This window comes from Azohydromonas aeria, assembly GCF_009760915.1.
Taxonomy (GTDB): domain Bacteria; phylum Pseudomonadota; class Gammaproteobacteria; order Burkholderiales; family Burkholderiaceae_C; genus Azohydromonas; species Azohydromonas aeria.
Genome location: NZ_VIDQ01000096.1, coordinates 1 through 23985, shown reverse-complemented (window position 1 = coordinate 23985; position 23985 = coordinate 1). Strand labels below are relative to the sequence as shown.

The following is a 23985-nucleotide window of genomic DNA, read 5'->3' as shown; positions in this document are numbered from 1 at the left end:
CCCTGACTTGCGCAGTTCATGTGCCTGTCGCCGCAGGTACTGCAGTGTGTCTTCGGAAAGATGGCGACCGTCGATCTTGCTCATGAACACAATATAGGCGGTGAATTATTGAATTGCCAGGTTAATAAAAGATAATGTTTCAAATCGAGCCCCTCCCGCAACGACCTGCTTCAGTATCATGGCTTCGCGCCCACGTCGCCATTCTCCTGGGCAGACGACACTGAAGCGCGACCATTCCTGCGCCTCTTGATTTTTCTTTGCTCATGCTCCACGAACTGCTGAGCCAAAGTCCAGGCACTGGGATTGTCCAGTTCCTCAAACTGGGTCCGAAAATACACTCCCATCTTGATGATCCACTGAAACTCTTCCGAACCATAGAACCATCTGGCGCCATTGCAACTTGCGTGGGCAGGCAAGAGATTTTCAATGCCATGGCCTCCACCGTAGGCATGCGGGACCACGTGGGCCACCACCCATTTTTCATTCAATAGGCCACCGCAAACATGGCAACAGCCACCCGTCTTGGCCAGGACGGCATTTTTCTCAGCCACTGTCAGTGATTTCCGCGCCACGGCGGCATCCGTCCCGCGCATTTTTGCCGCAAGTCGCTCGCGGCGAAGTTCATACAGATGGCGCTCGACATCTGCGGCGTCGATGAACATTGATCCTGCTTCACTCATTCCGGCTTCCAATCCGGTTCGTGACTGGTGCCACGATGGAGGACCTGACCGACAGGCTGCACACCGCGAATCCAGACCTGCCGCACCAGGAAGAATCCCAGCAGCAGCGCCACCGTCGCGCCCGGCGACCATTTCAGATGTCTGCGCAGGACATAAGCCATGAGCGCCAGCCCGAACAATTGAATGGGCACCAGGTCGGCGGTCAGCGTCAGCGGCGTCGGATGGCCGTGAAAAACCAGGCTGCCGATGCCGATCAGCGCCGCCAGCGCGAACAGCGGCAATTGCCACGGGTCGCGCCGCGCCTGCCGGCGCCAGGCTTGAAATGCAATCAGCGCCCCGACGATGAACGCCAGGTTGCCCAGCTGGTTGAATGGCTCGCCCCAGAAACCCGGCCCGAAACGGCCGCAGTAGAACCCGATGTCAACGACGGTCGTGGCTGTCGTCATTTCGACAGGGCTGTCGCATGCACCGGATCAGCCCGCCGCCACCACGGTATCCGGCCACGCCAGCCGCGCCACCAGCCCGCCGCCCGGGCGCGGCAGCAGCTCCAGGCAGCCGCCATGGGCCTGCGCCACGCGCTCGACAATGCTCAGGCCCAGGCCGCTGCCGGCACCGCCGGCGCCCGCCTCCGGCCCGCGCTGGAACGGCCGCTTGAGCATCTCGACCTGCTCCGGTGCGATGCCCGGGCCGCGGTCGCGCACCTCGACCCAGGCAACGCCTTCGCCGGCGCCGGTGGCCAGCTCCACCGGACCGCGCCCATGGCGCAGCGCGTTCTCCACCAGGTTGATGACCGCGCGCTCCAACGCCGGCGCGTGCAGCAGCCGCGGCGCGGGCCCCGCGCCCTGCGCCAGCCGCACCACGTGCGGCCGGGTGCAGCCCTGCAGCGCGCGCTGCGCCAGCTCGTCCAGGTCGCAGGCCATGGGTGGCTCCTGGGCGCTGGCGCGCGTGAAGTCGAGGAACTGACCCACCAGCCGGTCCATCGACTTGACGCTGTTGACCATGCTGCGCGCCAGTTCCGGCTCCATCTGCCCGGCGGCGATCTCCGCCACCAGCCGCTGCTTGGCCAGCGGCGTGCGCAGGTCGTGCGACAGGCCGGCCAGCATCAGTGCGCGGTCCTCGTTGATGCGCGCCAGGTCGGCCGACATGCGGTTGAAGCTGCGCGCGACGATGGCGATCTCGTCGGGCCCCTCCTCCGGCAAGGGTGCCGGTTGCCGCCCGGCACCGATCTCGCGCGCTGCCTCCACCAGGCCGCGCAGCGGCCGGCTGATCCAGCCCTGGATCAGCCACGCGCCCAGCAGCGCGAACAGCAGCGCGGCCACCGCCACCAGCATCAGCCAGTCCTGCAACGGCGCCACCATGGGCACCACGCCGCCGGCACGCAGACGGTAGGTCTGGTCCTCCACCACCAGATCCAGGTGCAGCTCCTGCACGCCGCCGGCCCTCTCCGACAGGGTCGCGGGCAGGCCCGCCTCAGCCAGGTACGCCAGCAGCGTGCGGTGGTAGCGCTGCTCCATCGCCTTCAGCCACGGGTGCAACCAGGGCACCGGCGGCGCAAGCGCGGTTGCCGCCTGATCCTCGCCACCGGCGTTGAAATGGTCCACCAAGGCCCGCCGCTGCGCCGGCGACAGGTCGTGCAGCCCCGAGCGCAGCCCGGTGTAGGTCTGCGCCAGCACTTCGGCAATGCGCTCGCTGCGCGGCTTGACCACCATGCCGATGAAGCTCAGGAACACGGTCAGCTCGGCCAGTGCGATGACCATCGCGAGCAGCAGCACGTTGCGCACGAACAGGCTGCGCCGCGCCTTCCTCATGGGCATCACGCCGGCTCCCCGGCCGCCCGCGGTCGCGGGTGGCTGCCCAGCAGCGCCTGGCGCCGTAGCTGCGCCTGGATGCGCGCCAGCAGCTCGCGCGGGCTGAAGGGTTTGCACAGGTAGTCGTCGGCCCCGGTGTCCAGGCCCAGGATGCGGTCCCCCGGGTCGCCGCGCGCGGTGAGCATGACGATGGGAATGCGGTGCCCCGCGGCACGCAGCCGCCGGCACGCGGCGAAGCCGTCCTCGCCGGGCAGCATCACGTCGAGCACCAGGACGTCGAAATGCGCACTCGCCAGCAGCGCCTCCAGGCCGCCGGTGTCAGGCAGGACGTGCACCTGCAGCCCCTGGCCTTGCAGGTAGCGCTGCAGCAGCCCGCGCAACTCGGGCTCGTCATCCACGACCAGCACGCGGGTCAGCTTGATGTCCATGGCGGTAATAGTAACTTTATGAAACATCACTTCATGACGACGCTCCCGGCGCGGGCGGGAAAGGTGAGAAAAAAGACGCACCCGTGCCGGCGCGGGCGGCACGCGGGTCGGTGCGGCTACCCTGTGTCGCCCCTGGGAATCCGGGCCGATCCCCTCCCGTCAACCCTCCACCGCCGCTGCCGCCCATGACCGACGCCTCCTCGCTGCGCGCCTCCTCCGCCCTTGTCCTCGTCCGCGACGCCGCCGCCGGCCCCGAGGTGCTGCTGCTGCGGCGCGCCGAGCGCGGCGACCAGAACAGCGGCGCCTGGGTGTTTCCCGGCGGGCTGCTCGATGCCTCGGACGGCGCGCTGGCCCAGGTCAGCAGCGGCCGCGACGAGGCCGGCGCCAGCGCCCGCCTGGGCCTGGCCAGCGGCGGCCTGGCCTGGTATGCCGCGGCCGTGCGCGAATGCTTCGAGGAGGCCGGCGTGCTGCTGGCCGTGGACGCGCAGGGCCGCGACGTGGCCGCCGCGGCGCTCGATGCCTCCTGGCGCAGCCACGTCTACGGCCGCGAGCAGGGCCTGCTGCAGCTGTGCCGCGAGCAGGGTTTCACGCTGGCGCTGGACCGGCTGCTGGCCTTTGCCCACATCGTCACGCCGCCGGGCCTGCCCAAGCGCTTCGACACGCGCTTCTTCCTGGCGGCCGCCCCGGCGCAGCAGCCGGCCACGCACGACGGCATCGAGATGACCGACCACCGCTGGCTCGCGCCCGCGCTGGCGCTGCAGGGCGCAGCCGGCGTGAGCGTGGTCGGCCCGGTGCGCCGGCTGCTGCAGCGGCTCGCCGCCTTCGACAGCGCCGGCGCGATGCTCGGCTGGGCCGCGGCGCTGGGCGACATCCCCTGCGAGCGTCCGCAGCGCGCGCGCGACGCGGCCGGGCAGCTCATCCCGCTGTTTCCCGAGCACCCGGGCTGGGCCGAGGCGCGGCAGGTCGATCCGGACGGGCGCGGCATCGCGCGCACCCACGTCACGCCGGGCGAGCCGATGCGGCTGTCCGGGCGCGTGATCCGCCTCACCGCCGCCAACCCGGGCGTCATGACCGGCCCGGGCACCAACAGCTACCTGGTCGGGGCGCTCGGCCGCAACGAGTGGGCCGCGATCGACCCGGGCCCGGCCGACGCGGCACACGTGGCCGCGCTGCGGGCGGCGGCGCCGGGGCCGATCCGCTGGATCCTGGTCACGCACACGCACCTGGACCACTCGCCCGGCGCCGCGCTGCTGGCGCACGCCACCGGCGCCACCGTGCTGGGCCGGCGCACGCCGCACGCGTCCTGGCAGGACACGGATTTCGAGCCCGCGCGCGAGCCGCGGGACGGCGAGCGCCTGGCGCTGGACGAGGGCACCACGCTGCGCGCGCTGCACACGCCCGGCCACGCCTCGAACCACCTGTGCTGGCTGCTGGAGGAGGAGTCGATGCTCTTCACCGGCGACCACGTCATGCAGGGCTCCACCGTCGTCATCAACCCGCCCGACGGCGACATGGCGGCCTACCTGGCCTCGCTGCGCCGGCTGCGCGACGAGCTGCCGGCGCTGCAGTGGATCGCGCCCGGACACGGCTTCCTGATCGGGCAGCCGGCCCGGGTCTGGGATTTACTCATTCGCCACCGGGAGCAGCGTGAGATGAAGCTGCTGGGCGCGTTGACCGCGCAACCGCAGCCGCTGGACGCGCTGCTGGCGCGCGTCTACGACGACGTGCCGGAAGCGAAGCACGCCGCAGCGCGGCGCTCGCTGCTGGCCTCGCTGCTGAAGCTCCAGGGCGAGGGCCGGGCGCAGGAAGTGATGGGCGACTGGCGGTTGGAGGGCAACGGCTGAGCTGCCCCGGCCGGCGCCCGGCGCTCAGTGGAAGCTTTGCCAGCCGTCGTCGTCGGCCGGTGCCGCGGCCACGGGCCGCGGCGGGCGGGCCTGCGCCGCGCCGGCGCTGCGGGCGCGGGCCTGGGCGATGGTGGCCTGCGCCAGCGCCGCGGGCGTGGCGCCGGCGGGCTGCGCTGACAGGCCCGGCTCGACCTTGAAGAAGCGCACCAGCTCCGCCAGGCGTTGCGCCTGGGCGCTGAGGCTGTCGGCGGCGGCCGAGCTCTCCTCCACCAGCGCCGCGTTCTGCTGCGTCACCTCGTCGAGCTGCGACACGGCCTCGCTGACCTGGCCGATGCCCTTGGTCTGCTCGCCGGAGGCCGAGCTGATCTCGTCGAGCAGGTCCGACACGCGCTGCACCTTGGTCACGAGGTCCGCGATCGAGCCGCCCGCCTCGTCCACCAGGCGCGAGCCTGCCTCCACCTTGCCGGTGCTGTCCTGGATGAGGGCCTTGATCTCGCGCGCCGCCTCGGCGCTGCGTTGCGCCAGGGTGCGCACCTCGCCGGCCACGACCGCGAAGCCGCGGCCCTGCTCGCCGGCGCGCGCGGCTTCGACCGCGGCATTGAGGGCCAGGATGTTGGTCTGGAAGGCGATGCCGTCGATGGTGCCGATGATGTCGGTGATGCGGTTCGAGCTGACGCTGATCTCCTGCATGGTCTGCACGATCACTGCCACCGACTCCCCGCCTTCGCGGGCCGCGGCGCTGGCGGCGCTGGCCAGCTGGGCCGCCTGCTGCGCGGTGTCGGCGTTGTGCCGGACCGTGGCGCTGAGCTCCTCCATCGAAGCCGCCGTCTCCTCCAGGTTGGCAGCCTGCTTTTCCGTGCGCTGCGACAGGTCGGTGCTGCCCACGGCGATCTGCTGGCTGCCGGCGGCGATGGATTCCGAGCCGCCGCGCACTTGCTGCACCAGCTCGGCCAGCCGCGCGCTCATGCGTGCCAGCGCCTGCAGCAGCTGCGCGCACTCGTCCTTGCCGCTGAACTGCACGTGCTGGCTCAGGTCGCCCTCGGCCACGGTCTCGGCGACCCGCACGGCGCGGCCGATGGGCGTGGTGATGGAGCGGGTGATGACGGCGGCCGCGATCACGCCCAGCGCGAGGGCCAGGGCGGCCCCTCCGAGCAGCGCCCAGCGCGCCTGGCCCTGGGTCGCGATGGACTCGGCCTTGCGCTCGCCGGCCAGCCGGACGTTGTAGGCCCACCATTGGCTGAAGGACTCGTCGGCCTTGCGGTAGGCCTCGCGCGACGGGCCCATGAGCGCCTGGCGCGCCTTCTCCTGCGCGGTGGGGTCCTGCACGGTCTGGCGGGACAGGTCCCGGATCGTCGGCCACTGCGCCGCGTAGGCCTCGACGTCCGCCTTCACGCGCTCCAGGGCGCGCCGATCCGCGTCGTCCGACAGCAGGTTCTTCGCATACGCCGCGAACTCGTCGGCCAGCGTCCTGTGCTGCTCCGCGATGCGCTTCTCGATGTCGTCCATGTCGGCCGGGCTCGACGAGAGGATGTGCTGCGATTCGAGCCGGCGGATGGTGCCGAGCGCCATCGCGGCCCGGTGCTGGATCTCGTACGAAGGCACGAGGTTGTCCGCGTAGTACATGGCATTGCCGGCCAGTGCGCCGAGCTGGCTCAGCGCCACGGCCACCACCGCGCACAGCAGCAGCAGCACCATGCCGAAACCCAGGCCCAGTCGTGGGCCAATGCGCATTCGGTTCAAAGCCTGCATGGGATTTCCTTCAATTCCTGTGTCTGGTTGAGCGTCCGTCGGTGCCGTGTGGGCACATGGGGCCCGGGCTTCGCCCGCCGATGGGCCGGGCGGCCTGGGCTGCTCGCGGACATCTGAAGAGTTCGCTATCGGTCAAATCGCGGGGCACTTGATGCAATGCCGCGCCGCGGCGGAACTTGACAGTCCGGACGCCATTGGCCGGCAAACCTGCGCCAGCCTCGGCCACTCGGCGCCCTCACCCATGCCAACCCGGACTTCCAATGCTTTCAAGACATGGAACATCGACTTGAAATGCATTGGATTTATTGAAGGCCGGTCACTACGCTTCCGATCCACAAGCCGCACGACGGCGGCGAAACGAGGAGACGAGGCATGGAGAACTTCCGGACACATCGGCGCGCCGTCCTGGCGCTGGCCGCCGCCACCGCCCTGTGCGGCATGACCAGCGCCGCGCAGGCGCAGGAGAAGCCCGCGACCCTGCTGGTGCCCTACCCGGCCGGCGGGCCGTCGGATGCGATCGCGCGCATCGTCAACACGCCGCTGGGCAAGGCGCTGGGCCAGCAGGTGATCGTGGACAACCTGGGCGGCGTCAGCGGCGCGCTGGCGGCGCAGAAGGTGCTGGCCGCGCCGGCCGACGGCCGCATGCTGTTCCAGGGCTCGCCCAACGAGGTCATCCTCTCGCCGCTGGCCAATGCCGCCGTGAAGCTCAAGGCCGAGGATTTCACGCTGGTGCACCCGATCGGCAACGCCGTGCTGGTGCTGGTGGCACGCAAGGACCTGCCGGCGAATTCCGCCGACGAGCTCATCGAGCTGGCGCGCAAGCGCAAGGACAAGCCGCTGACCTACGGCAGCGTGGGCATCGGCTCGCTCTACCACTTCATCGTCGAGGACATGGCCCGGCACAGCAGCGTGGCGTTGCAGCACGTGCCCTACAAGGGCAACGCGCCGGTGCTGCAGGACATCGGTGGCGGCATGGTGGACTTCGCGGTGCTGGTGTACTCGGCGGCCATGGGCGCGCTGGCCGAGCAGGGCAAGCTCAAGGTCATCGGCCAGCTCGGCGCCCGGCGCTCGGAGCTGCTGCCCAGCGTGCCGGCCGTGGCCGAGGGGCGGCTGCTCAAGGGCACCGACTACACGATCTGGTCGGGCCTGATGGTGCGCCGCGACACGCCCGCGCCCGTGGTCGAGAAGCTGCACAAGGGCATGCTGGCCCTGCTGCAGGAGCCGGAGGTGCGCAGGCAACTGGCGGCGCAGAGCCAGACCGCGGCGCCGCCGACGCCGCTGGCCGAGTCGGCCAGATTCTTCGAGGCCGAGACGGCCCGCTACCGGCGCATCGCGCGCGACATCAACCTGCAGGCGCAGTGAGGACCGTGAGGAACGACGCCGTGGACCTGCTTTCCGCCAGCGCCGAGCAGTCGGCCGAGTTCGTGCGGCTGCGCCGCGACATCCACCGCCACCCGGAGCTGGGCTTCGAGGAGCACCGCACCAGCGCGCTGGTGGCGGAGAAGCTGCAGGCCTGGGGCTACCGCGTCGAGCGCGGCCTGGGCGGCACCGGCGTGGTGGGGCAGCTCAGGCGCGGCAGCGGCGCGCGGCGGCTGGGCATCCGCGCCGACATGGACGCGCTGCCCATCGAGGAGGCCAGCGGCGTGGCGCATGCCAGCTGCCGCCCCGGCCTCATGCACGCCTGCGGCCACGACGGCCACACGGCGATGCTGCTGGCCGCGGCGCGGCTGCTGGCGGCCACCGGCTTCGACGGCACGCTCAACCTCATCTTCCAGCCGGCGGAGGAAAGCCTGGGCGGCGCGCTGCGCATGATGGAAGACGGCCTGTTCGAGAAGTACCCCTGCGACGCCATCTTCGCCATGCACAACATGCCCGGCATCGCGCAGGGCCGGCTGGTGCTGCGCGACGGGGCGATGATGGCCTCCTCCGACTACGTCACCGTCACGCTGCACGGCCAGGGCGGCCACGGCGCCATGCCGCACCGCGCGGCCGACCCCATCGTTGCGGCCGCTTCCATCGTGATGGCGCTGCAGACCATCGTGTCGCGCAACGTCGATCCGCTGCAGGCCGCCGTGGTCACGGTGGGCGCGCTGCAGGCGGGCCAGGCCAACAACGTGATCCCGCAGCAGGCGCGGCTGGAATTGTCGGTGCGCGCGCTGGATCACGGCGTGCGCGCGCTGCTGCGCGAGCGCATCCACGCGCTGGTGGCGGCGCAGGCCGAGAGCTTCGGCGTGCGCGCGGAGGTGGACTACCGCGAGGGCTACACGGTGCTGGTCAACGACCCCGAGCAGACCGCGCTGGCGCGCGAGGTGGCGTTGGAGCTGGTCGGCCCCGGGCAGGTCACGCCGCAGGGCGGGCAGCTCACCGGCAGCGAGGACTTCGCCTTCATGCTGGAGCGCGTGCCCGGCAGCTACGTGCTCATCGGCAACGGCGACGGCGACAGCGCCGGGGCCTGCATGGTCCACAACCCGGGCTACGACTTCAACGACGCCAACATCGCCATCGGCGCGGCGTTCTGGGTCAGGCTGGCGCAGCGCTTCCTGGCCCGCGGCGCCGGCTAGGCGCCTCGTTCCCGATGGCCGCGGCGGCCTGCCGCGGCCGGACTCCATGATTCCACGACACGCGGCCTTCAGGCCGTTGCGGGCGCAGCCTTGCCGTGCGAATCCGCTTGCACAACACGATAAATCACAAGGAGACACCCATGAACAAGCACATCGCCATCGCCGCGGCCGCCGTACTGGCGGGCTGCGCCTCGTCCGCCATGGCGCAAGGCAACGTCGCGCTCTTCGGCATCGTGGACCTCTACGCCGAGTCGGCGCGCATCAGCGGCACCGGCTCGGTGTCCAAGGTGTCCAACGGCGGCCTGTCGCCCTCGCGCTGGGGCCTGAGCGGCGCGGAAGACCTGGGCGGCGGGCTCAAGGCGGCCTTCGTGCTGGAAAGCGGCTTCGCTCCGGACACCGGCACGTCGCTGCAGGGCGGGCGGCTTTTCGGGCGCCAGGCCTTCGTGTCGCTGGCCTCCACCCGCCTGGGCGAGATCCGCCTGGGCCGCCAGTACGCGCCCATGCACTACTCGATGGCGGGCAGCGACGTCGAGGGCTTCGCCGCCTTCTCGCCCGTGCTGGCCATGTACCTCTCCGGCGACCAGGGACGCCAGGACAACCAGCTGAGCTATTGGACCCCGGTCTTCGGCGGCGTGTCCGCGGCGGTGGCCGTCGCCCTGGGCGAACGCGGTGCGGTAGCGCCCGTCGCATCGGCAGTGTGGGTGCCGGCTGCTGGCACGGCCCGCAACAGCGCCGGCGCGCTGCTGCGCTACCAGGCCGGTGCGGTCCATGCCAGCCTGGCGTACCACCAGGGCGGGCAGGCGCTGGCCGCCGGCGATGCCCGCCAGCGCGCGTTCAACCTCGGCCTGGCGTACCAGGCCGGCACGTTCGTGGCGTCGGGCAACTTCTGGGAGCACCGCAACGAGCTGCCGGGTGCCGGCACCACGCCGCGCACGCGCGGCGCGGCCATCGGCGCACGGGTGCCGTTGGGGGCCTGGAGCATCACCGGCCAGCTCGGCTACGTCGAGGACAACGGCCGCGCCTACGCCACCGGCGCAGCCAAGGCGGACGGCAGGACGACCTTCCTGAACGTCGGCGCCAACTACGCCGTGTCCAGGCGCACCGACGTCTACGTGCGCTACGTGCGCGTGGAAGACGACGACGGCGGCTTCAACGGCCGGGCCACCGCGGCGCTCAACGGCCTGTTCGGTCCCGGCAACGCGCTGTCCGCCGGCGGCTCCGCCAGCACGTTGGCCGCCGGCGTGCGTCACCTGTTCTAATACGCATCCTGGGCTTGCAAGGGCCCAGTCCCGATCGGGAGAGTCCCCGGGCAGCCTGTCACACGGCTGCGCCGGGGCGCCGAAGGAGCAACCGCCCCGGAAACTCTCAGGCACCCGGACCGGTCGGGATCACCATACTCTGAAGAGCGGCCGGACATCGTCACCCGGCACACCGCAGGAGCAAGCGGCCGCGATGGCACACATCGCGGGCCGCGAATCTCTAGGTTCCAAACAGAGGGGGCGCGCGTGGCACGCGAAGGGCCGCGCCGCGCGCTTTCAACCCCCGACGCCTGGAGCCTGATAGAGATGAAAACGATCGCAGTCATCGGCGGTGGCATCACCGGCATCACCACGGCCTACGTGCTCGCGCGGCGCGGCTACGAGGTCACGCTGTTCGAGCGCCACCGCTACGCCGGCATGGAAACCTCCTTCGCCAACGGCGGGCAGCTGTCGGCGTCGAACGCCGAGGTGTGGACGCACTGGTCCACGATCATGAAGGGCCTGAAGTGGATGTTGCGCAGCGACGCGCCGCTGCTGCTCAACCCGCGGCCCAGCTGGCACAAGCTGTCCTGGTTCGCCGAGTTCATGGCCAGCATCCCGCGCTACGAGCGCAACACGGTCGCCACGGCGAAACTGGCCATCCAGGCGCGCGCGCACCTCTTCGCCTGGGCCGAGGCCGAGGGCATCGACTTCGACCTCAAGCGCCAGGGCATCCTGCACATCTACCGCGACCGCCAGGGCTTCGAGCACGCGGCCGGCGTGTCGGAGCTGCTGGCGCGCGGCGGGCTGCCGCGCCGCGCGGTCACGCCGCAGGAGATGCGCGCCATCGAGCCCACGCTGGCGGGCACGTACTACGGCGGCTTCTACACCGAGAGCGATGCCACCGGCGACATCCACAAGTTCACGCACGGCCTGGCGCAGGCCTGCGAGCGCCGCGGCGTGCGCTGCCTCTGGGGCCAGGACGTGCGCCGGCTGCACAGCGACGGCCGCGGCGCCAGCGTCGAGGTCGGCCAGGGCGCGCAGCGCGAGCTGCACCGCTTCGACGCCCTGGTGGTGTGCGCCGGCGTCGCCAGCCGCGCCTTCGCCGCGCAGCTCGGCGACCGCGTCAACATCTACCCGGTCAAGGGCTACTCGATCACCGTGCACTTGAACGACGCGGCCAGCCGCGCGGCCGCGCCCACGGTCAGCCTGCTTGACGACGCAACCAAGCTCGTGACCAGCCGCCTGGGCGAGGACCGCTTCCGCGTCGCCGGCACGGCCGAGTTCAACGGCATGAACCGCGACATCCGCGCCGACCGCATCCGGCCGCTGGTGGACTGGGTGCAGCAATGCTTCCCCGGCGTGAGCACGCGCCAGGCGGTGCCCTGGGCCGGGCTGCGGCCGATGATGCCGGACATGATGCCGCGCGTCGGCCGCGGGCGCCGCGCCAACGTGTTCTACAACACCGGCCACGGCCACCTGGGCTGGACGCTCTCCGCCGCCACCGCCGACCTGCTGGGCGCGGCGGTGGACCAGGCGCTGGGCGGACGCGCGGCGCTGCCGGTGGACGCGCTGGCGGTCTGAGGCCGGCCGCGGTGGGCGCGGCTACCATGGGTTGCACGCAACCCCTGCATCGCGAGCGCACACCATGACGCTGGTCCAGCTCAGGCATCTCATCGCGCTGGCCGAGTCCGGCTCCTTCACGCAGTCGGCCGAGGCGCTGTGCATCACGCAGCCCGCGCTCAGCCGCAGCGTGCAGGCGCTGGAGCAGGAGCTGGGCCAGCCGCTGTTCGACCGCACCGGGCGCCGCAGCGAGCTCACGCCCTTCGGGCGCGAGGTGGTGCAGCGCGCGCGCCAGCTGGTCTTCGACGCCGACGAGCTCGCGGCCAGCGGCCGGCAGATGAGCGCGGGCCAGGCCGGCGCGGTGCGCCTGGGGCTGGGGTCAGGGCCCAGCGCGATGCTGTCCACGCCGCTGCTGCACACGGTGGCCACGCGCCATCCGGGCCTGCGCCTGGACATCGTGCGCGGCCCGGTCGGGCACCTGACGCAAGCGCTGCGCGACCGGGAACTCGATGCGCTGGTCATCGACGTGCGCTCGCTCGCGCCCGCGCCCGACCTGCGCGTGACGGCCGTGACGGAGCTGCGCGGCGCCTTCCTGTGCCGGCCGGACCACCCGCTCACGCGCTGGACGCGCGCGCTGCGCTTCGCGGCGCTGCAGCAGTTCCCCCTCGCCTCCACGCCGCTGAGCGACGAGGTGGCGCGCATGCTGGTCGAGCGCTACGGCCGCGCGGCGCATCCGGGCAGCTGCGTGACGCTGTGCTGCGAGGACATCCCGGCCCTGGTGCAGGTGGCGCGGCACAGCGACGCGGTGCTGCTGACCATCCGCGCCGCGGCGCCGGACCTGGTGGAGCTGCCGGTGGAGCCGGCGCTCGAAGCCAAGGCGCGTTTCGGCGTCGTCACGCTGGCCGGGCGCAGCGAGGCGCCGGCCATGCCGATCGTGCGCCGGCTGGTGCAGGAGCATCTGCACGATTGAGCGGCGACGAATGGCTTCCGCAACAGGACGTACACAGGGCGAACATCAGCTACCACCCGCCGTGGCCGGGCGGTGCAAGCGCGCGGTGAATGCCGGCATGGACAAGCGCTCGTCGACAGCGAAATCCGCCGAGGGCTCGATCAGCTGGTTTCCCCAGGACTCGACCAACTGCTGCACCGTCTCCGCCACCACGCGCGACGCTGGAGAACGCTTGCCTTGCCTTGGGAAGCCCAGCGTGACGTGACGAACCAGGTCAGGCTCGACCAGCCGGCTCACCTGGATCTCGCCGCGCTCAAGCTCCGCCTTCAGGGAGTAAGGCCCAAGCACCGAGTACAGCCCCGGCGTGTGGATCACGAGTTCCTTCTGCACGGTCAGGGAATCGGCTTCCACCACCGCCTGCAGCTTGAATCCCAGGCTGCGCGCCGTCTCGTCCAGGGCGTGGCGCCAGTGGCCGGGACGGCGCGGCAGCACGAGTTTCAGGCCTGCGAGCCTGGTGAAGTCCACCGTGGGCTTGCTGGTAAGCGCATCGCCCGGGGCTGACACCACGTAGGTGTGCGCCACGCACAGCAGCTTCTCTTCGCGCCCGCTCGGCCGCTGGAAGCGGAACAGGATGGCCAGGTCCACGGTGCCGCTGTCGAGCATGGCATCGAGCTCCGTGCCCTGCGCCTCCCGGATGTTGAGCCGGATGCCGGGATGCTCGGCCTGCAGCCGCTGGTACAGGTGCGTCATGAGCGGGTGGGCCGCTGTCGGCACGATGCCCAGCTGCACCTCGCCCACGACCTTGCCGGCATCCGCCCGCAGCTCGTCCATGAGCTGCTCGGTGTCCTGCAGCCAGCGGCGCAACCGCGCGGCGGTGTACTCGCCGATCTCCGTCAGCGCCACGCCACGTCCGGTGCGGCGGAACAGCGGGCTGCCGCACTGGGCCTCGAAGTCGCTGATCTGGCGGCTGATGTGCGACTGCACCGTCTGCCGACGCGCCGCCACCTTGCTCAGGCTCCCCGCCTCGGCAACTTCCAGAAAGAGGCGGACGCTGGCGATGTTCATGGTTTGCCCTTATGAGCCATGCCAAATCAGGCAAGTCTGAAAGCTCAGGATTCTATCTAGGCGGAATATCGGCCGATTCCTACAGTGCGCTCCATTCGCTGCGGCGTCCCTTCCACCCCGGGCAGGGCCTGCGCCGCGGCCCACAAGAGGAGCCACTTTTGAAACTCGCCAGCTTCACCTACCAGGGTCGCGCCGCCTACGGCGTGGTCCAGGGCGACCAGTACCTCGTTCCCGCGGCCGACTTCCTGAACCGCTTTCCCGACCTGGCCTCGGTGCTGCGCGCCGGCGCGCTCGCTGACCTGGAAGCCGCGGTGCGCAGCGGCGGCACGCAGGTGCCGGCCGATGCCGTGCAAGGGCTGCCGGTGATCCCGGCGCCGGGCAAGATCTTCTGCGTCGGCCTGAACTACAAGACCCACGTCGCCGAGATGAAGCGCCCCGACGCCGAGTACCCGGCCATCTTCGTGCGCTTCGCCGACAGCCTGATCGCCGCGGGCGACACGCTGCTGCGCCCAAGCTTCTCCGAGCGCTTCGACTATGAGGGCGAACTGGCCATCGTCATCGGCAAGGGCGGCCGCCACATCGCGCAGGCCGACGCCTTCGACCACATCGCCGGCTACGCGTGCTTCAACGACGGGTCGGTGCGCGACTGGCAGCGCCACACGCACCAGTGGACCCCGGGCAAGAACTTCCCCGGCACCGGCGCCTTCGGCCCGTACATGGTCTCCGCCGACGAGGTGGGCGACGTCAATGCGCTCACGCTGGAAACGCGCCTCAACGGTGAAGTGGTCCAGCACGCCTCGCTGTCGGACCTGATCTTCACCATCCCGGTGGTCATCGAATACATCTCCCGCTTCACGCCGCTGTCCCCCGGCGACGTGATCGCCACCGGCACGCCCGGCGGCGTGGGCGACAAGCGCACCCCGCCGCTCTACATGAAGGACGGCGACGTGGTCGAGGTCGAGATCACCGGCCTGGGCACCCTCCGCAACCCCGTCGGCACGGCGGCCTGACGCGCACCCCAAGCAACCCGGTCACCACCATGGCAAGCCAACCCCAACTGCGCATCGCCGTCGACATCGGCGGCACCTTCACCGACATGGCCGCCTTCGACGAGGCCAGCGGCAAGCTGCTCTTCGGCAAGGCGCTGTCGACGCACGGCGAGCTCGTCAAGGGCATCCAGGCCACCATCGACAGCGCCGACATCGACTGGCGCGACGGCCACCTGTTCCTGCATGGCTCGACCATCGCCATCAACACGCTGCTGGAGCGCAACGGCGCCAAGACCGCGCTGCTGATCACCGAGGGCTTCCGCGACATCTACGAGATCGGCCGCGTCAACCGCCCCGACGCCTACAACCTGTTCTTCAACAAGCACACGCCACTGGTCAAGCGTTCGTTGCGCTTCGAGGTGGCAGAGCGCCTGCGCGCCGACGGCAGCACCCACAAGCCGCTGGACGAGGCGGCCGTGCGCGAGCTGGCCCGCGACCTCAAGGGCGAGGGCGTCGAGGCCGTGGCCGTCCTGCTGCTGCACTCGTACCGCAACCCGGCGCACGAGCAGCGCGTCAAGCAGATCCTCCAGGAAGAAATCCCCGGCGCCTTCGTGTGCGCCTCGCACGAGCTGTCGCAGGAATACCGCGAGTTCGAGCGCGTCTCCACCGCGGTGGCCAACGCCTACGTCGGCCCGCGCGTGTCCGAGTACCTGGGCCAGCTGGAGAACCACCTGGGCAGCAAGGGCTTCGACGGCGACTTCTACATCGTGCAGTCCACCGGCGGCCTGTTCCCGGTGGAGCACGCCAAGGTCGGCTGCGTGCGCATGCTGGAGTCCGGCCCCGCGGCCGGCGTGATCGGCGCGCAGGCCATTTGCGCGCAGCTGGGCATGGGCGACGCCATCGCCTTCGACATGGGCGGCACCACGGCCAAGGCCGGCGTGATCAGCGAGGGCCGGCCGCTGACGACGGGCTCGGCGCTGATCGGCGGCTACGAGCGCGCGCTGCCGATCCAGATCCCGATGATGGACATCCACGAGGTCGGCACCGGCGGCGGCTCCATCGCCCGCGTCGAGACCGGCCATGCGCTGCGTGTGGGCCCGCAGAGCGCCGGCTCCATCCCCGGCCCCGTGGCCTACGGCCGCGGCGGCACCGAGCCGACCGTGACCGACGCCAACCTGCTGCTGGGCCGCCTGGACGCCGAGCACTTCCTGGGCGGCGAGCTCAAGTTGGACCTCGACGGCTGCCAGCGCCAGATGCGCGAGCGCGTGGCCAAGCCCCTCGGCCTGGAACCGACGGAGGCCGCCGACGGCATCCTGCGCATCGCCGTGACGCAGATGTCGCACGCCGTGAAGGCCGTGACCACCGAGCGCGGCCTGGACGCCGGCAGCTTCACGATGGTGGTGTACGGCGGCGCAGGCCCGCTGCACGCCTCGGCCATCGCGCGCGAGATCGGCATCCGCAAGGTGCTCATCCCGTACGCGCCGGGCTACTTCTCGGCCTACGGCATGCTGTTCTCCGACCTGCGCTACGACTACGTGCGCTCGGTGTTCCGCAAGCTCAACGACGTTTCGTTCGACGAGATCGAGGCCGCCTACAAGAAGATGGAGGACGAGGGCCGTGCCGCGCTGGCGCAGTCCGGCGTCAAGCCCGACGGCATCGTGATCGAGCGCGCGGCCGACATGCGCTACGTCGGCCAGGAGCACGCCGTGACGGTGGACCTGCCCATGGCCTTCTTCGAGTCCAGGGACCGCTCGGCCATCAAGCAGCAGTTCGACGAGCTGCACAAGGTGCGCTACGGCACCTCGGCCCCGAAGGAGCCGGCCGACCTGGTGAGCCTGCGCGTGACGGTGCTGGGCACCATGAAGAAGCCGCCCAGGCACAGCGTCGAGTCGGGCACCGACACGCCCGAGAAGAACGCCATCCGCGCCGTCAAGCCGGTGTACTTCCGCACGGGCGGCTGGGCCGACACGCCCGTCTACGTCCGCGACCACCTGCGCGCCGGCAACGTCATCGCCGGCCCGGCGCTGGTCGAGGAACACGCCTCCACCACGGTCGTGCAGCCCGGCGACGAGTTGCGCGTCGATGAGCTCGGCAACCTGCAAATCTCCATCGGGAGCGACCGCTGATGACCACCGCGACCACCACGGGCACCCACACCATGGCCACCACCGCTGCCGCGACCGTCGATCCGGTCACCGTCGAGATCATCCGCAACGGCCTCTACGCCGTGACGGAGGAGATGAAGACCAACCTGACCCGCACCGCCTACAACCTCATCATCTACGAGGCACTGGACTTCACGGTCGGTCTCTTCACCAGGGAAGGCGACACGGTTTCCATCGGCCTGGGCCTGCCGATGTTCATCCGCGGCATGTCGGAGACCGTCAAGGCCAAGATCCGCCACTTCGGCTACGACAACATCAAGCCCGGCGACATCCTGGTCACCAACGACGCCTACACCACCGGCAGCCACCTGAACCACTTCACGTTCACCATGCCGGTGTTCCATGAGGGCAAGCTGGAGGGCTTCACCTGCTGCATGGCGCACTGGCTGGACGTGGGCGGCACGCTGGGCAACGTCACCACCGACATCTTCAGCGAGGGGATCCAGATCCCCATCATGAAGTACCAGCGCGAAGGCGTGGTCAACCAGGACCTCATCGACATCATCGCGATGAACGTGCGCCTGGCCGAGCGCGCGCTGGGCGACCTGCGCGCCCAGATCACGGCCATCACCACCGGCGAGCGCCGCTACGTGGAATTGCTGCAGCGCTACGGCGCGGATGCCGTCAATGGCTCGATCCGCCAGATCATGGACGCCTCCGAGGCGCTGGCGCGCAAGAACACGCTGTCCATCCCCGACGGCACCTACGAGGCCGAGTCCTTCATGGACGACGACGGCCTGGAGATCGGCAAGCGCATTCCCATACGCGTCAAGGTCACCGTCCAGGGCGACGAGATGACGGTGGACCTCTCGGACGTGAGCAAGCAGGTGCGGGGCTTCTACAACTCGGGCTTCACCACCGGCATCGCCTGCGCGCAGGTGGCCTACAAGTGCCTGACCACGCCAACCGATTACCCGGTCAACGACGGCTCGTTCCGGCCGCTGAAGGTGATCATGCCCATGGGCACCGTCATCAGCGCCGAGCGCCCGTACCCGATGCGGGTGTGGATGACCTTCCCGATGACGGTCATCGACACCATCTTCAAGGCGCTGGCGCCAGCCATTCCCGACCGCTCCATCGCCGGCCACCACGCCGACCTGGTGTTCCCCAACATCCACGGCATCTCGCCGGAGGACGGGCGGCTTTTCATCGTGGGCATCGGCCCGCTGGGCGGCGGCTGGGGCGCGAAGTCCAAGGAAGACGGCGTGTCGGTGACGGTGTGCATCAACGACGGCGACACCCACAACAGCCCCACCGAGCAGCTCGAAGCCAAGTACCCGGTGCTGGTGGAGAAGTACGAGATCCGCAAGGACAGCGGCGGCGCGGGCCAGTACCGCGGCGGCCTGGGCGCGGAGATGGTGGTGCAGGCGCTCTCGCCCTTCACCGTCACGACCCGGATTGATCGCGTGCACTGCAAGCCCTGGGGCCTGGAAGGCGGCGGCGACGCCATGGGCAACGGCCTGGCCGTGCGCCACAAGGGCGAGTGGAAGACCGACCACCCCAATGCCAAGATCTTCAACGTGCGCCTGGAGCGCGGCGACGCCTACAAGATGCTTTCGGGCGGCGGCGGCGGTTTCGGCAACCCGCTGGAGCGCGAGCTCGACAAGGTGGCCGAGGACGTGCGCGAAGGCTACGTGAGCGAGCAGGTGGCGCGCGAGGTCTACAAGGTGGTCCTGGACTCCAGCGGCCAAGTGGACGCCGACGCGACGGCCGCGCTGCGCAAGGCGGGCCCTGCCAGCGCTGGCGGTGCCGCCGAAGACCTCGCCTGGGCCGGCCAGTGAGCACCGCCGTGGCCGACGACCTCGCGCACCAGGCCAACGCGCTGCTGGACCTCTGGAGCCAGCTCTCGGCCCACCACGTGGTGCTGGGCTCGGGCTGCGCCTGCGGCGTGGGCGGCGTGAGCCTGCGCCTGGAGGACTTCGAGCTCGACATCGTCGGCTACCTGGAGGATGCCGGCCTGCGCTGCGAAGTCGCAGCCGTGGTCGCCTTCTTCCAGGCGCTGCGGGCGGCGCCGCAGCCCGCGCAGCCGCTGCTGGCCCTGCTGCACGACATGCATCAGGAGCGGCTGCCCGGCGAAGTGGCCGCCTGGCTGCTGCCGCGGCTGGAGCGCACGCTGCGCTCGTTTGCCGAGCTGCACGGACCCAAGGGCCAGGGCTGAAGCCATGAGCGGGCACTTCACGTCACTGCTGGCCGCCGCCGCGCAGGAGGAACACGGCCAGCGCGTGCCCGTCACGGTGCTCACCGGCTTCCTGGGCAGCGGCAAGACCACGCTGCTCAACCGGCTGCTCCAGCTGCCCGACCTGCAGGGCACGGCCGTCATCGTCAACGAGTTCGGCACGGTGGGGATCGACCAGGACCTCATCGCCCGGGCCAGCGACGACACCATCCTGCTGCCCAACGGCTGCCTGTGCTGCGCCATGCGCGGTGACCTGGTCGAGGCGCTGGCGCGCCTGGCCGAGCAGGGCGAGATCGCGGGCGCGCCGCTGAAGCAGGTGCTGATCGAGACCAGCGGCCTGGCCGATCCGGGGCCGATCCTGCGCACGCTCATGGGCGAGCCCGCCGTGCGGCCGCGCTTCGCCGTGGCCGGCGTGGCGTGCACGGTGGACGCGGTGCTCGGCATGGGCACGCTGGACGCGCATCCGGAATCGGTGCAGCAGGTGGCGGTGGCCGACGCGCTATTGCTGACCAAGCTGGACCTGATCGACGGCCCGCCCTCGCCGGCGCTACTGGAGCGGCTGCGATCCCTCAACGCCCATGCCGCGCTGCATCCGGCCCGCGACAGCCTGCCCCAGGCCCTGCGCGACCTGATGCAACGCCACGACGCGCTGTCGGGCGCAGCGGCGCGGACGGGCGCGCAGGCCGAGGCCCCGTTCTACAGGCCCATCAACCCGGCCACTGCGGCTGACGAGGCGCCTCGCCACCGCGACGGCATCTCGTCCTTCGTGCTGGTGCGCGAGGAGCCGCTGCCGCGCGAGGCCTTCTTCACCTGGATGGACCTGCTCGTGGCCAGCCGGGGCGAGGACCTGCTGCGCGTCAAGGGCCTGGTGCACCTGGCCGAAAGCCCCGGGCAGCCGCTCGTGATCCACGGCGTGCAGCACCTGTTCCATCCGCCTGAAGCGCTGCCGGCCTGGCCCAGCGCGGACCGGCGCACGCGCATCGTGTTCATCACGCGCGGCCTGGATGCCGAGGCACTGGGGCAGACGCTGGACGTGCTCGTGCGGCGCCACATGAGGAGCCGGCGCTCCACACCCTGATTCCCGAACCTTCAACGACCCGTAGGAGACAAGATGAGGCTGCAGAGTTTTCTGGCGGCAGGCCTGGCCCTGCTCATCGCGCCGGTCTGGGCCCAGGCGCCCAGGTTCCCTGAAAACGGCAAGACCATTCGCATGATCGTGCCCTTTGCCGCCGGCGGCGGCGTGGACAACGCCGCGCGGCTGCTGAGCGAGCAGTTGCGCAAGCAGCTGGGCGTGACCGTGATAGTGGACAACCGCGCCGGTGCCAACGGCACCGTGGGCGGCAAGGCGGTGCAGATCGCGCCGGCCGACGGCTACACGCTGCTGTTCTCGGCCTCCACGCACGTGCTGGCCAGGCAGGTCATGAGCAGCCCGCCCTATGACCCGCAAGCCGATTTCGCCCCGGTGGCCCGGGTGGGCGAGGCGCCGCTGATGCTCGTCATCTCGCCGCAGCTGCCACAGGACAAGCTCACCGACGTGCTGGCCGCCGCGCGCCAGCAGCCCGAGAAGTGGATGGCCGCCATTCCCGCCGCGGGCGCGGCCAGCCACCTGGCCACGCTGCTGCTGGCCAAGCAGGGCAACGTGAAGTTCACCTATGTGCCCTACAAAGGTACGCAGCCGGCGCTGGCCGACGTGGCCGGCGGCCACGTCAACCTGCAGTTCGACTCCATGATCTCGCTGCTGCCGCTGGCCAAGGCGGGCAAGGTCAAGGCCATCGCCATCAGCACAAGGATGCGCAGCGAGCTCGCCCCCGAAGTGCCCACCGTGCATGAAGCGGGCGTGCCCAACTTCAATTTCGTCACCTGGTACGGCGTCTGGGCCCCGAAGGACACGCCGCCCGATCGCGTCACGGCACTGCACGCCGCCATCAACACCGCCGTGGCGGAGCTCGGCAAATCCGGCGCCCTTGCCAAGCTGGGCGTCGATCCCGTAACCGAGACCATCGAGCAGTTCAAGCGCTACGTCGCCAACGACGTGGCACAGAACACCGAGCTGCTCAAGAGCGCGGGTTTCAGGCCGGAGTAAGGCGCCCCGGCGACTCCCCCCGCCAATCCATTACAGCCGCCTCCCGCAGCGCACGACGCGCTGCCGGTGGAGGGTTTTCGCGTTTTCACCCAACAGAACGCGCGCCAAGCGCCCGATACCCAAGGAGACAGGGACATGTTGAAGCAAACCCTCTGGGCCGCCGGCCTGGGCGTGGCCTGCATGGCGGCCGTGGCGCAGTCGTCGTCAGTGACCATCGGCGGCACCATGGACGTGGGCGTGCGCCACGTGAAGAACGGCTCGCTGGGATCGACCACCTCGGAGGTCAGTGGCAGTAACGCCACCAGCAAGCTCATCATCCGAGGCAGCGAGGACCTGGGCAACGGCCTGAGCGCAGGCTTCTACCTCGACGGCACCATCCTGGGCGACACGGGCCAGGCCGGTGCCAGCACGCCTGCGGGCCAGCTGTGGGACCGGCGCTCCACCGTGAGCCTGGCCAGCAAGACCCTGGGCGAGCTGCGCCTGGGCCGCGACTGGGTGCCCACGCACCTGAGCTGGACGAGCTTCGACCCCTTCTCCACGCTGGGCATCGCCGGCGCCAACAGCTTCCGCAGCTTCGCCGCCTCGCGCGCGTTGGGCCAGGCCTTCGGCACCCTGCCTGATGCGCAGCAGGCCAACCCCACGCTGCGTGTGAGCAACGCCGTCGAGTACTTCCTGCCCGGCGGCCTGGGCGGCTTCTATGGTCAGCTGGTCGTCACGCTCGACGAGCGCGGCACCACGGCTGCAGGCTCGACCAAGGGCCGTGGCTTTCGCCTGGGCTGGGCCGGCAAGGGTCTGGACGTCAGTGCGGCCCAGTTCACCACCAGCAATGCCACTGGCGGCCAGAACTTCAAGGACCAGGTCTATGGCGCCGGCCATGACTTCGGCTTCGCACGGCTGAGCCTGGCGCAGCGGCGCTGGGTATTCGGGCCGGACCGCAGCGTCAACACGCTGGTCGCAGCCCTGATTCCGGCCGGCCCGGGTGCCGTCAAGCTCACCTACCTGCGCCTGGACCAGAAGGGCGCCACCGCCGCCCAGAGTTCCAACGACGCTCACCTGATCGGCGCCGGCTACGTCTACAACCTGTCCAAGCGCACGGCGCTGTACGCGCATGCCTCGCGCATCTCCAACGACGGCGCCGCCGCCTTCGCAGTGGCAGGCGGCCCGGCCGTGAGCGGCGTGAGCACGGCGGCCAACTATTTCGGCGGCCAGCGCTCCACGGCTTACGAACTCGGGCTGCGCCACGACTTCTGACGCTTGCACCCCCGTGCCGGGCTTTCGGCATCGCCGCCATCGAGGCCCCGGCACGGGACGCGCGGCTCAGCCGCGCTCGGCCGTGGCCGCCACCGGCGCCAGCCCGGCATTGACCCCCGGCTCGCCGTGCGGCTGCGCCGACGCCGAGCGGCCGTGCTTGATCATGGCCACGGCCACCGCGGCGATCACCGCGGGGATCGCGATGGCGATGAAGTTCTGCTGCAGCGGCAGCGCCATGCCCACCAGCGCGCCGATCACGATCGGCGCCAGGATCGCGCCGCTGCGGCCCACGCCCGAGGCGAAACCGATGCCGGTGGAGCGGACGGCCATCGGGTAGAACTGCCCGGCGTAGGCGTAGGTCACGATCTGCGTGCCGATGGTGGAGGCACCAGCCAGGCCCACGACGAAGAACAGTGCCTCCGTCGGCATGGGCACGCCCAGCAGCGTGATCGACACGGCCGCCAGCACGTACATCGAGAACAATACCCACTTGATGTGGAAGCGGTCGGCCAGCCAGCCGCCGCCGACCGCGCCGATCATGGCGCCGAAGTTCAGCGTCAGCACGAAGGTCAGCGCCGAGCCCAGGCTGTAGCCGGCGCCGGCCATCAGCTTGGTCAGCCAGGAGCTGAGCGCGTACACCATGAACAGGCACATGAAGAACGCGATCCAGAACATCACCGTGCTGAAACCGCGGCCGTCCTGGAACAGGTGGCGCACCGGCGCGCTGTCAGCCTTGTCCACGGCGGGCAGCGCGAAGCGGTCCGCCGCGGTGGGGCGCAGGCCCGGGTCGAGCCTGGCGACGATGGCCTTGAGCTCCTCGTGGCGGCCCTGCTTGAGCAGGAAGGGCATCGACTCGGGCAGCGACTTCAGGATGAACGGGATCAGCGCCACCGGCAGCACCGCGGCGAAGAAGACCGACTGCCAGCCCCAGCTCTCGATCAGGCCCTTGCCCAGCACCGCGGCGAGCATGCCGCCCACCGCGTAGCCGCTGAACATCAGCGTGACCATGGTCGAGCGCACCTTGCGCGGCGAGTACTCCGTCATCTGCGCCACGACGTTGGGCATCACCCCGCCGATGCCCAGGCCGGCCAGGAAGCGGGTGACGCTGAACGTCACCGGGTCGCTGGTCAGCCCCGCGGCCGCGGTGAACACGCTGAAGAGCACGATGCAGATGGCGATGGCCCAGCGCCGGCCGATGCGGTCGGCGATCGTGCCGAGGAAAATGGCGCCGAACATCATGCCGAACAGCGCCGAGCTGACCATGAAGCCGGCCTGCGTCGGGTCCACGCCCATCTGCTTCATGATCGACGGCAGCGCGATGCCGGCCACCGCCAGGTCGTAGCCATCGAAAATGATGATGAGCGCGCACCAGAACAGCACCAGGCCGTGGAAGCGGTTGAAGCGGGCCTCGTCGGCCACCTTGTGTACGTCGATGG

Annotated in this window: 20 protein-coding genes and 1 riboswitch; of the genes, 13 read left to right on the top strand and 7 right to left on the bottom strand. The window is 70.4% G+C overall.

Features of this window, described 5'->3' with window-relative positions:
- Window positions 1-176: 176 nt before the first annotated feature.
- The 4 genes from FJ694_RS32105 to FJ694_RS32090 are packed head-to-tail and all read right to left on the bottom strand — an operon-like array spanning window position 177 to window position 2916.
- The gene (locus tag FJ694_RS32105) at window positions 177-662 is read right to left on the bottom strand and encodes an HNH endonuclease (RefSeq protein ID WP_157271602.1); all 486 of its coding nucleotides are present in this window, start codon (window positions 660-662) and stop codon (window positions 177-179) included.
- A 14-nt stretch (window positions 663-676) separates the two neighbouring features.
- Window positions 677-1126, bottom strand: a complete 450-nt coding sequence (locus tag FJ694_RS32100) for a hypothetical protein (RefSeq protein WP_157271601.1) — start codon at window positions 1124-1126, stop codon at window positions 677-679.
- 27 nt (window positions 1127-1153) lie between these two features.
- On the bottom strand, window positions 1154-2494 hold the full coding sequence (locus FJ694_RS37860; protein WP_157271600.1) for an ATP-binding protein: 1341 nt from the start codon (window positions 2492-2494) through the stop codon (window positions 1154-1156).
- A complete protein-coding gene (locus FJ694_RS32090; RefSeq protein ID WP_157271599.1) occupies window positions 2494-2916 on the bottom strand; it encodes a response regulator in 423 nt (140 codons plus the stop codon). Before FJ694_RS32090 ends, FJ694_RS37860 begins: the two co-directional genes overlap by 1 nt.
- A gap of 185 nt (window positions 2917-3101) precedes the next feature.
- Between FJ694_RS32090 and FJ694_RS32085 the strand changes: the two genes are divergently transcribed.
- On the top strand, window positions 3102-4760 hold the full coding sequence (locus tag FJ694_RS32085) for an MBL fold metallo-hydrolase (RefSeq protein WP_157271598.1): 1659 nt from the start codon (window positions 3102-3104) through the stop codon (window positions 4758-4760).
- A gap of 24 nt (window positions 4761-4784) precedes the next feature.
- Here FJ694_RS32085 and FJ694_RS32080 read toward each other — a convergent pair whose 3' ends face one another.
- Window positions 4785-6491, bottom strand: a complete 1707-nt coding sequence (locus FJ694_RS32080) for a methyl-accepting chemotaxis protein (RefSeq protein WP_232540325.1) — start codon at window positions 6489-6491, stop codon at window positions 4785-4787.
- 390 nt (window positions 6492-6881) lie between these two features.
- Between FJ694_RS32080 and FJ694_RS32075 the strand changes: the two genes are divergently transcribed.
- From FJ694_RS32075 to FJ694_RS32055, 5 genes are all read left to right on the top strand, one after another.
- Entirely contained in the window at window positions 6882-7871 is a 990-nt protein-coding gene (locus FJ694_RS32075) for a tripartite tricarboxylate transporter substrate binding protein (RefSeq protein WP_198321107.1), read from the top strand.
- 20 nt (window positions 7872-7891) lie between these two features.
- Window positions 7892-9070: a M20 aminoacylase family protein gene (locus tag FJ694_RS32070; protein ID WP_157271596.1), complete on the top strand. Its 1179-nt coding sequence runs from the start codon at window positions 7892-7894 to the stop codon at window positions 9068-9070.
- Window positions 9071-9210: 140 nt separating this feature from the next.
- Window positions 9211-10329: a porin gene (locus tag FJ694_RS32065; RefSeq protein ID WP_157271595.1), complete on the top strand. Its 1119-nt coding sequence runs from the start codon at window positions 9211-9213 to the stop codon at window positions 10327-10329.
- Window positions 10330-10354: 25 nt separating this feature from the next.
- A riboswitch (glycine riboswitch) is annotated at window positions 10355-10461 on the top strand.
- Window positions 10462-10635: 174 nt separating this feature from the next.
- Window positions 10636-11892 carry a D-amino acid dehydrogenase gene (locus FJ694_RS32060; RefSeq protein WP_157271594.1) on the top strand — a complete coding sequence of 419 codons (1257 nt, stop codon included), beginning with the start codon at window positions 10636-10638 and terminating at the stop codon, window positions 11890-11892.
- A 64-nt stretch (window positions 11893-11956) separates the two neighbouring features.
- Window positions 11957-12841, top strand: coding sequence for a LysR family transcriptional regulator (locus tag FJ694_RS32055; RefSeq protein WP_157271593.1), 885 nt, complete (start codon window positions 11957-11959; stop codon window positions 12839-12841).
- Window positions 12842-12886: 45 nt separating this feature from the next.
- Here the strand turns inward: FJ694_RS32055 and FJ694_RS32050 are convergent, their stop codons facing one another.
- Complete coding sequence (locus FJ694_RS32050) at window positions 12887-13885, bottom strand: LysR family transcriptional regulator (protein ID WP_157271592.1); 999 nt, start codon at window positions 13883-13885, stop codon at window positions 12887-12889.
- 158 nt (window positions 13886-14043) lie between these two features.
- Here FJ694_RS32050 and FJ694_RS32045 point away from each other — a divergent pair, with 158 nt between their 5' ends.
- The 7 genes from FJ694_RS32045 to FJ694_RS32015 all read left to right on the top strand — a co-directional run bounded on the left by FJ694_RS32045 (window position 14044) and on the right by FJ694_RS32015 (window position 22549).
- Window positions 14044-14895: a fumarylacetoacetate hydrolase family protein gene (locus tag FJ694_RS32045; protein ID WP_157271591.1), complete on the top strand. Its 852-nt coding sequence runs from the start codon at window positions 14044-14046 to the stop codon at window positions 14893-14895.
- A gap of 29 nt (window positions 14896-14924) precedes the next feature.
- A complete protein-coding gene (locus FJ694_RS32040) occupies window positions 14925-17000 on the top strand; it encodes a hydantoinase/oxoprolinase family protein (protein ID WP_157271590.1) in 2076 nt (691 codons plus the stop codon).
- A gap of 32 nt (window positions 17001-17032) precedes the next feature.
- Entirely contained in the window at window positions 17033-18820 is a 1788-nt protein-coding gene (locus FJ694_RS32035) for a hydantoinase B/oxoprolinase family protein (protein ID WP_157271603.1), read from the top strand.
- A gap of 8 nt (window positions 18821-18828) precedes the next feature.
- Window positions 18829-19197 carry a hypothetical protein gene (locus FJ694_RS32030; RefSeq protein WP_157271589.1) on the top strand — a complete coding sequence of 123 codons (369 nt, stop codon included), beginning with the start codon at window positions 18829-18831 and terminating at the stop codon, window positions 19195-19197.
- Between the two features lie 4 nt (window positions 19198-19201).
- A complete protein-coding gene (locus FJ694_RS32025; RefSeq protein ID WP_157271588.1) occupies window positions 19202-20293 on the top strand; it encodes a CobW family GTP-binding protein in 1092 nt (363 codons plus the stop codon).
- Between the two features lie 33 nt (window positions 20294-20326).
- Window positions 20327-21298, top strand: coding sequence for a Bug family tripartite tricarboxylate transporter substrate binding protein (locus tag FJ694_RS32020; RefSeq protein ID WP_157271587.1), 972 nt, complete (start codon window positions 20327-20329; stop codon window positions 21296-21298).
- Between the two features lie 135 nt (window positions 21299-21433).
- Window positions 21434-22549: a porin gene (locus FJ694_RS32015; RefSeq protein ID WP_157271586.1), complete on the top strand. Its 1116-nt coding sequence runs from the start codon at window positions 21434-21436 to the stop codon at window positions 22547-22549.
- Between the two features lie 66 nt (window positions 22550-22615).
- Here FJ694_RS32015 and FJ694_RS32010 read toward each other — a convergent pair whose 3' ends face one another.
- Window positions 22616-23983, bottom strand: coding sequence for an MFS transporter (locus FJ694_RS32010; RefSeq protein WP_232540324.1), 1368 nt, complete (start codon window positions 23981-23983; stop codon window positions 22616-22618).
- Window positions 23984-23985: the final 2 nt, after the last annotated feature.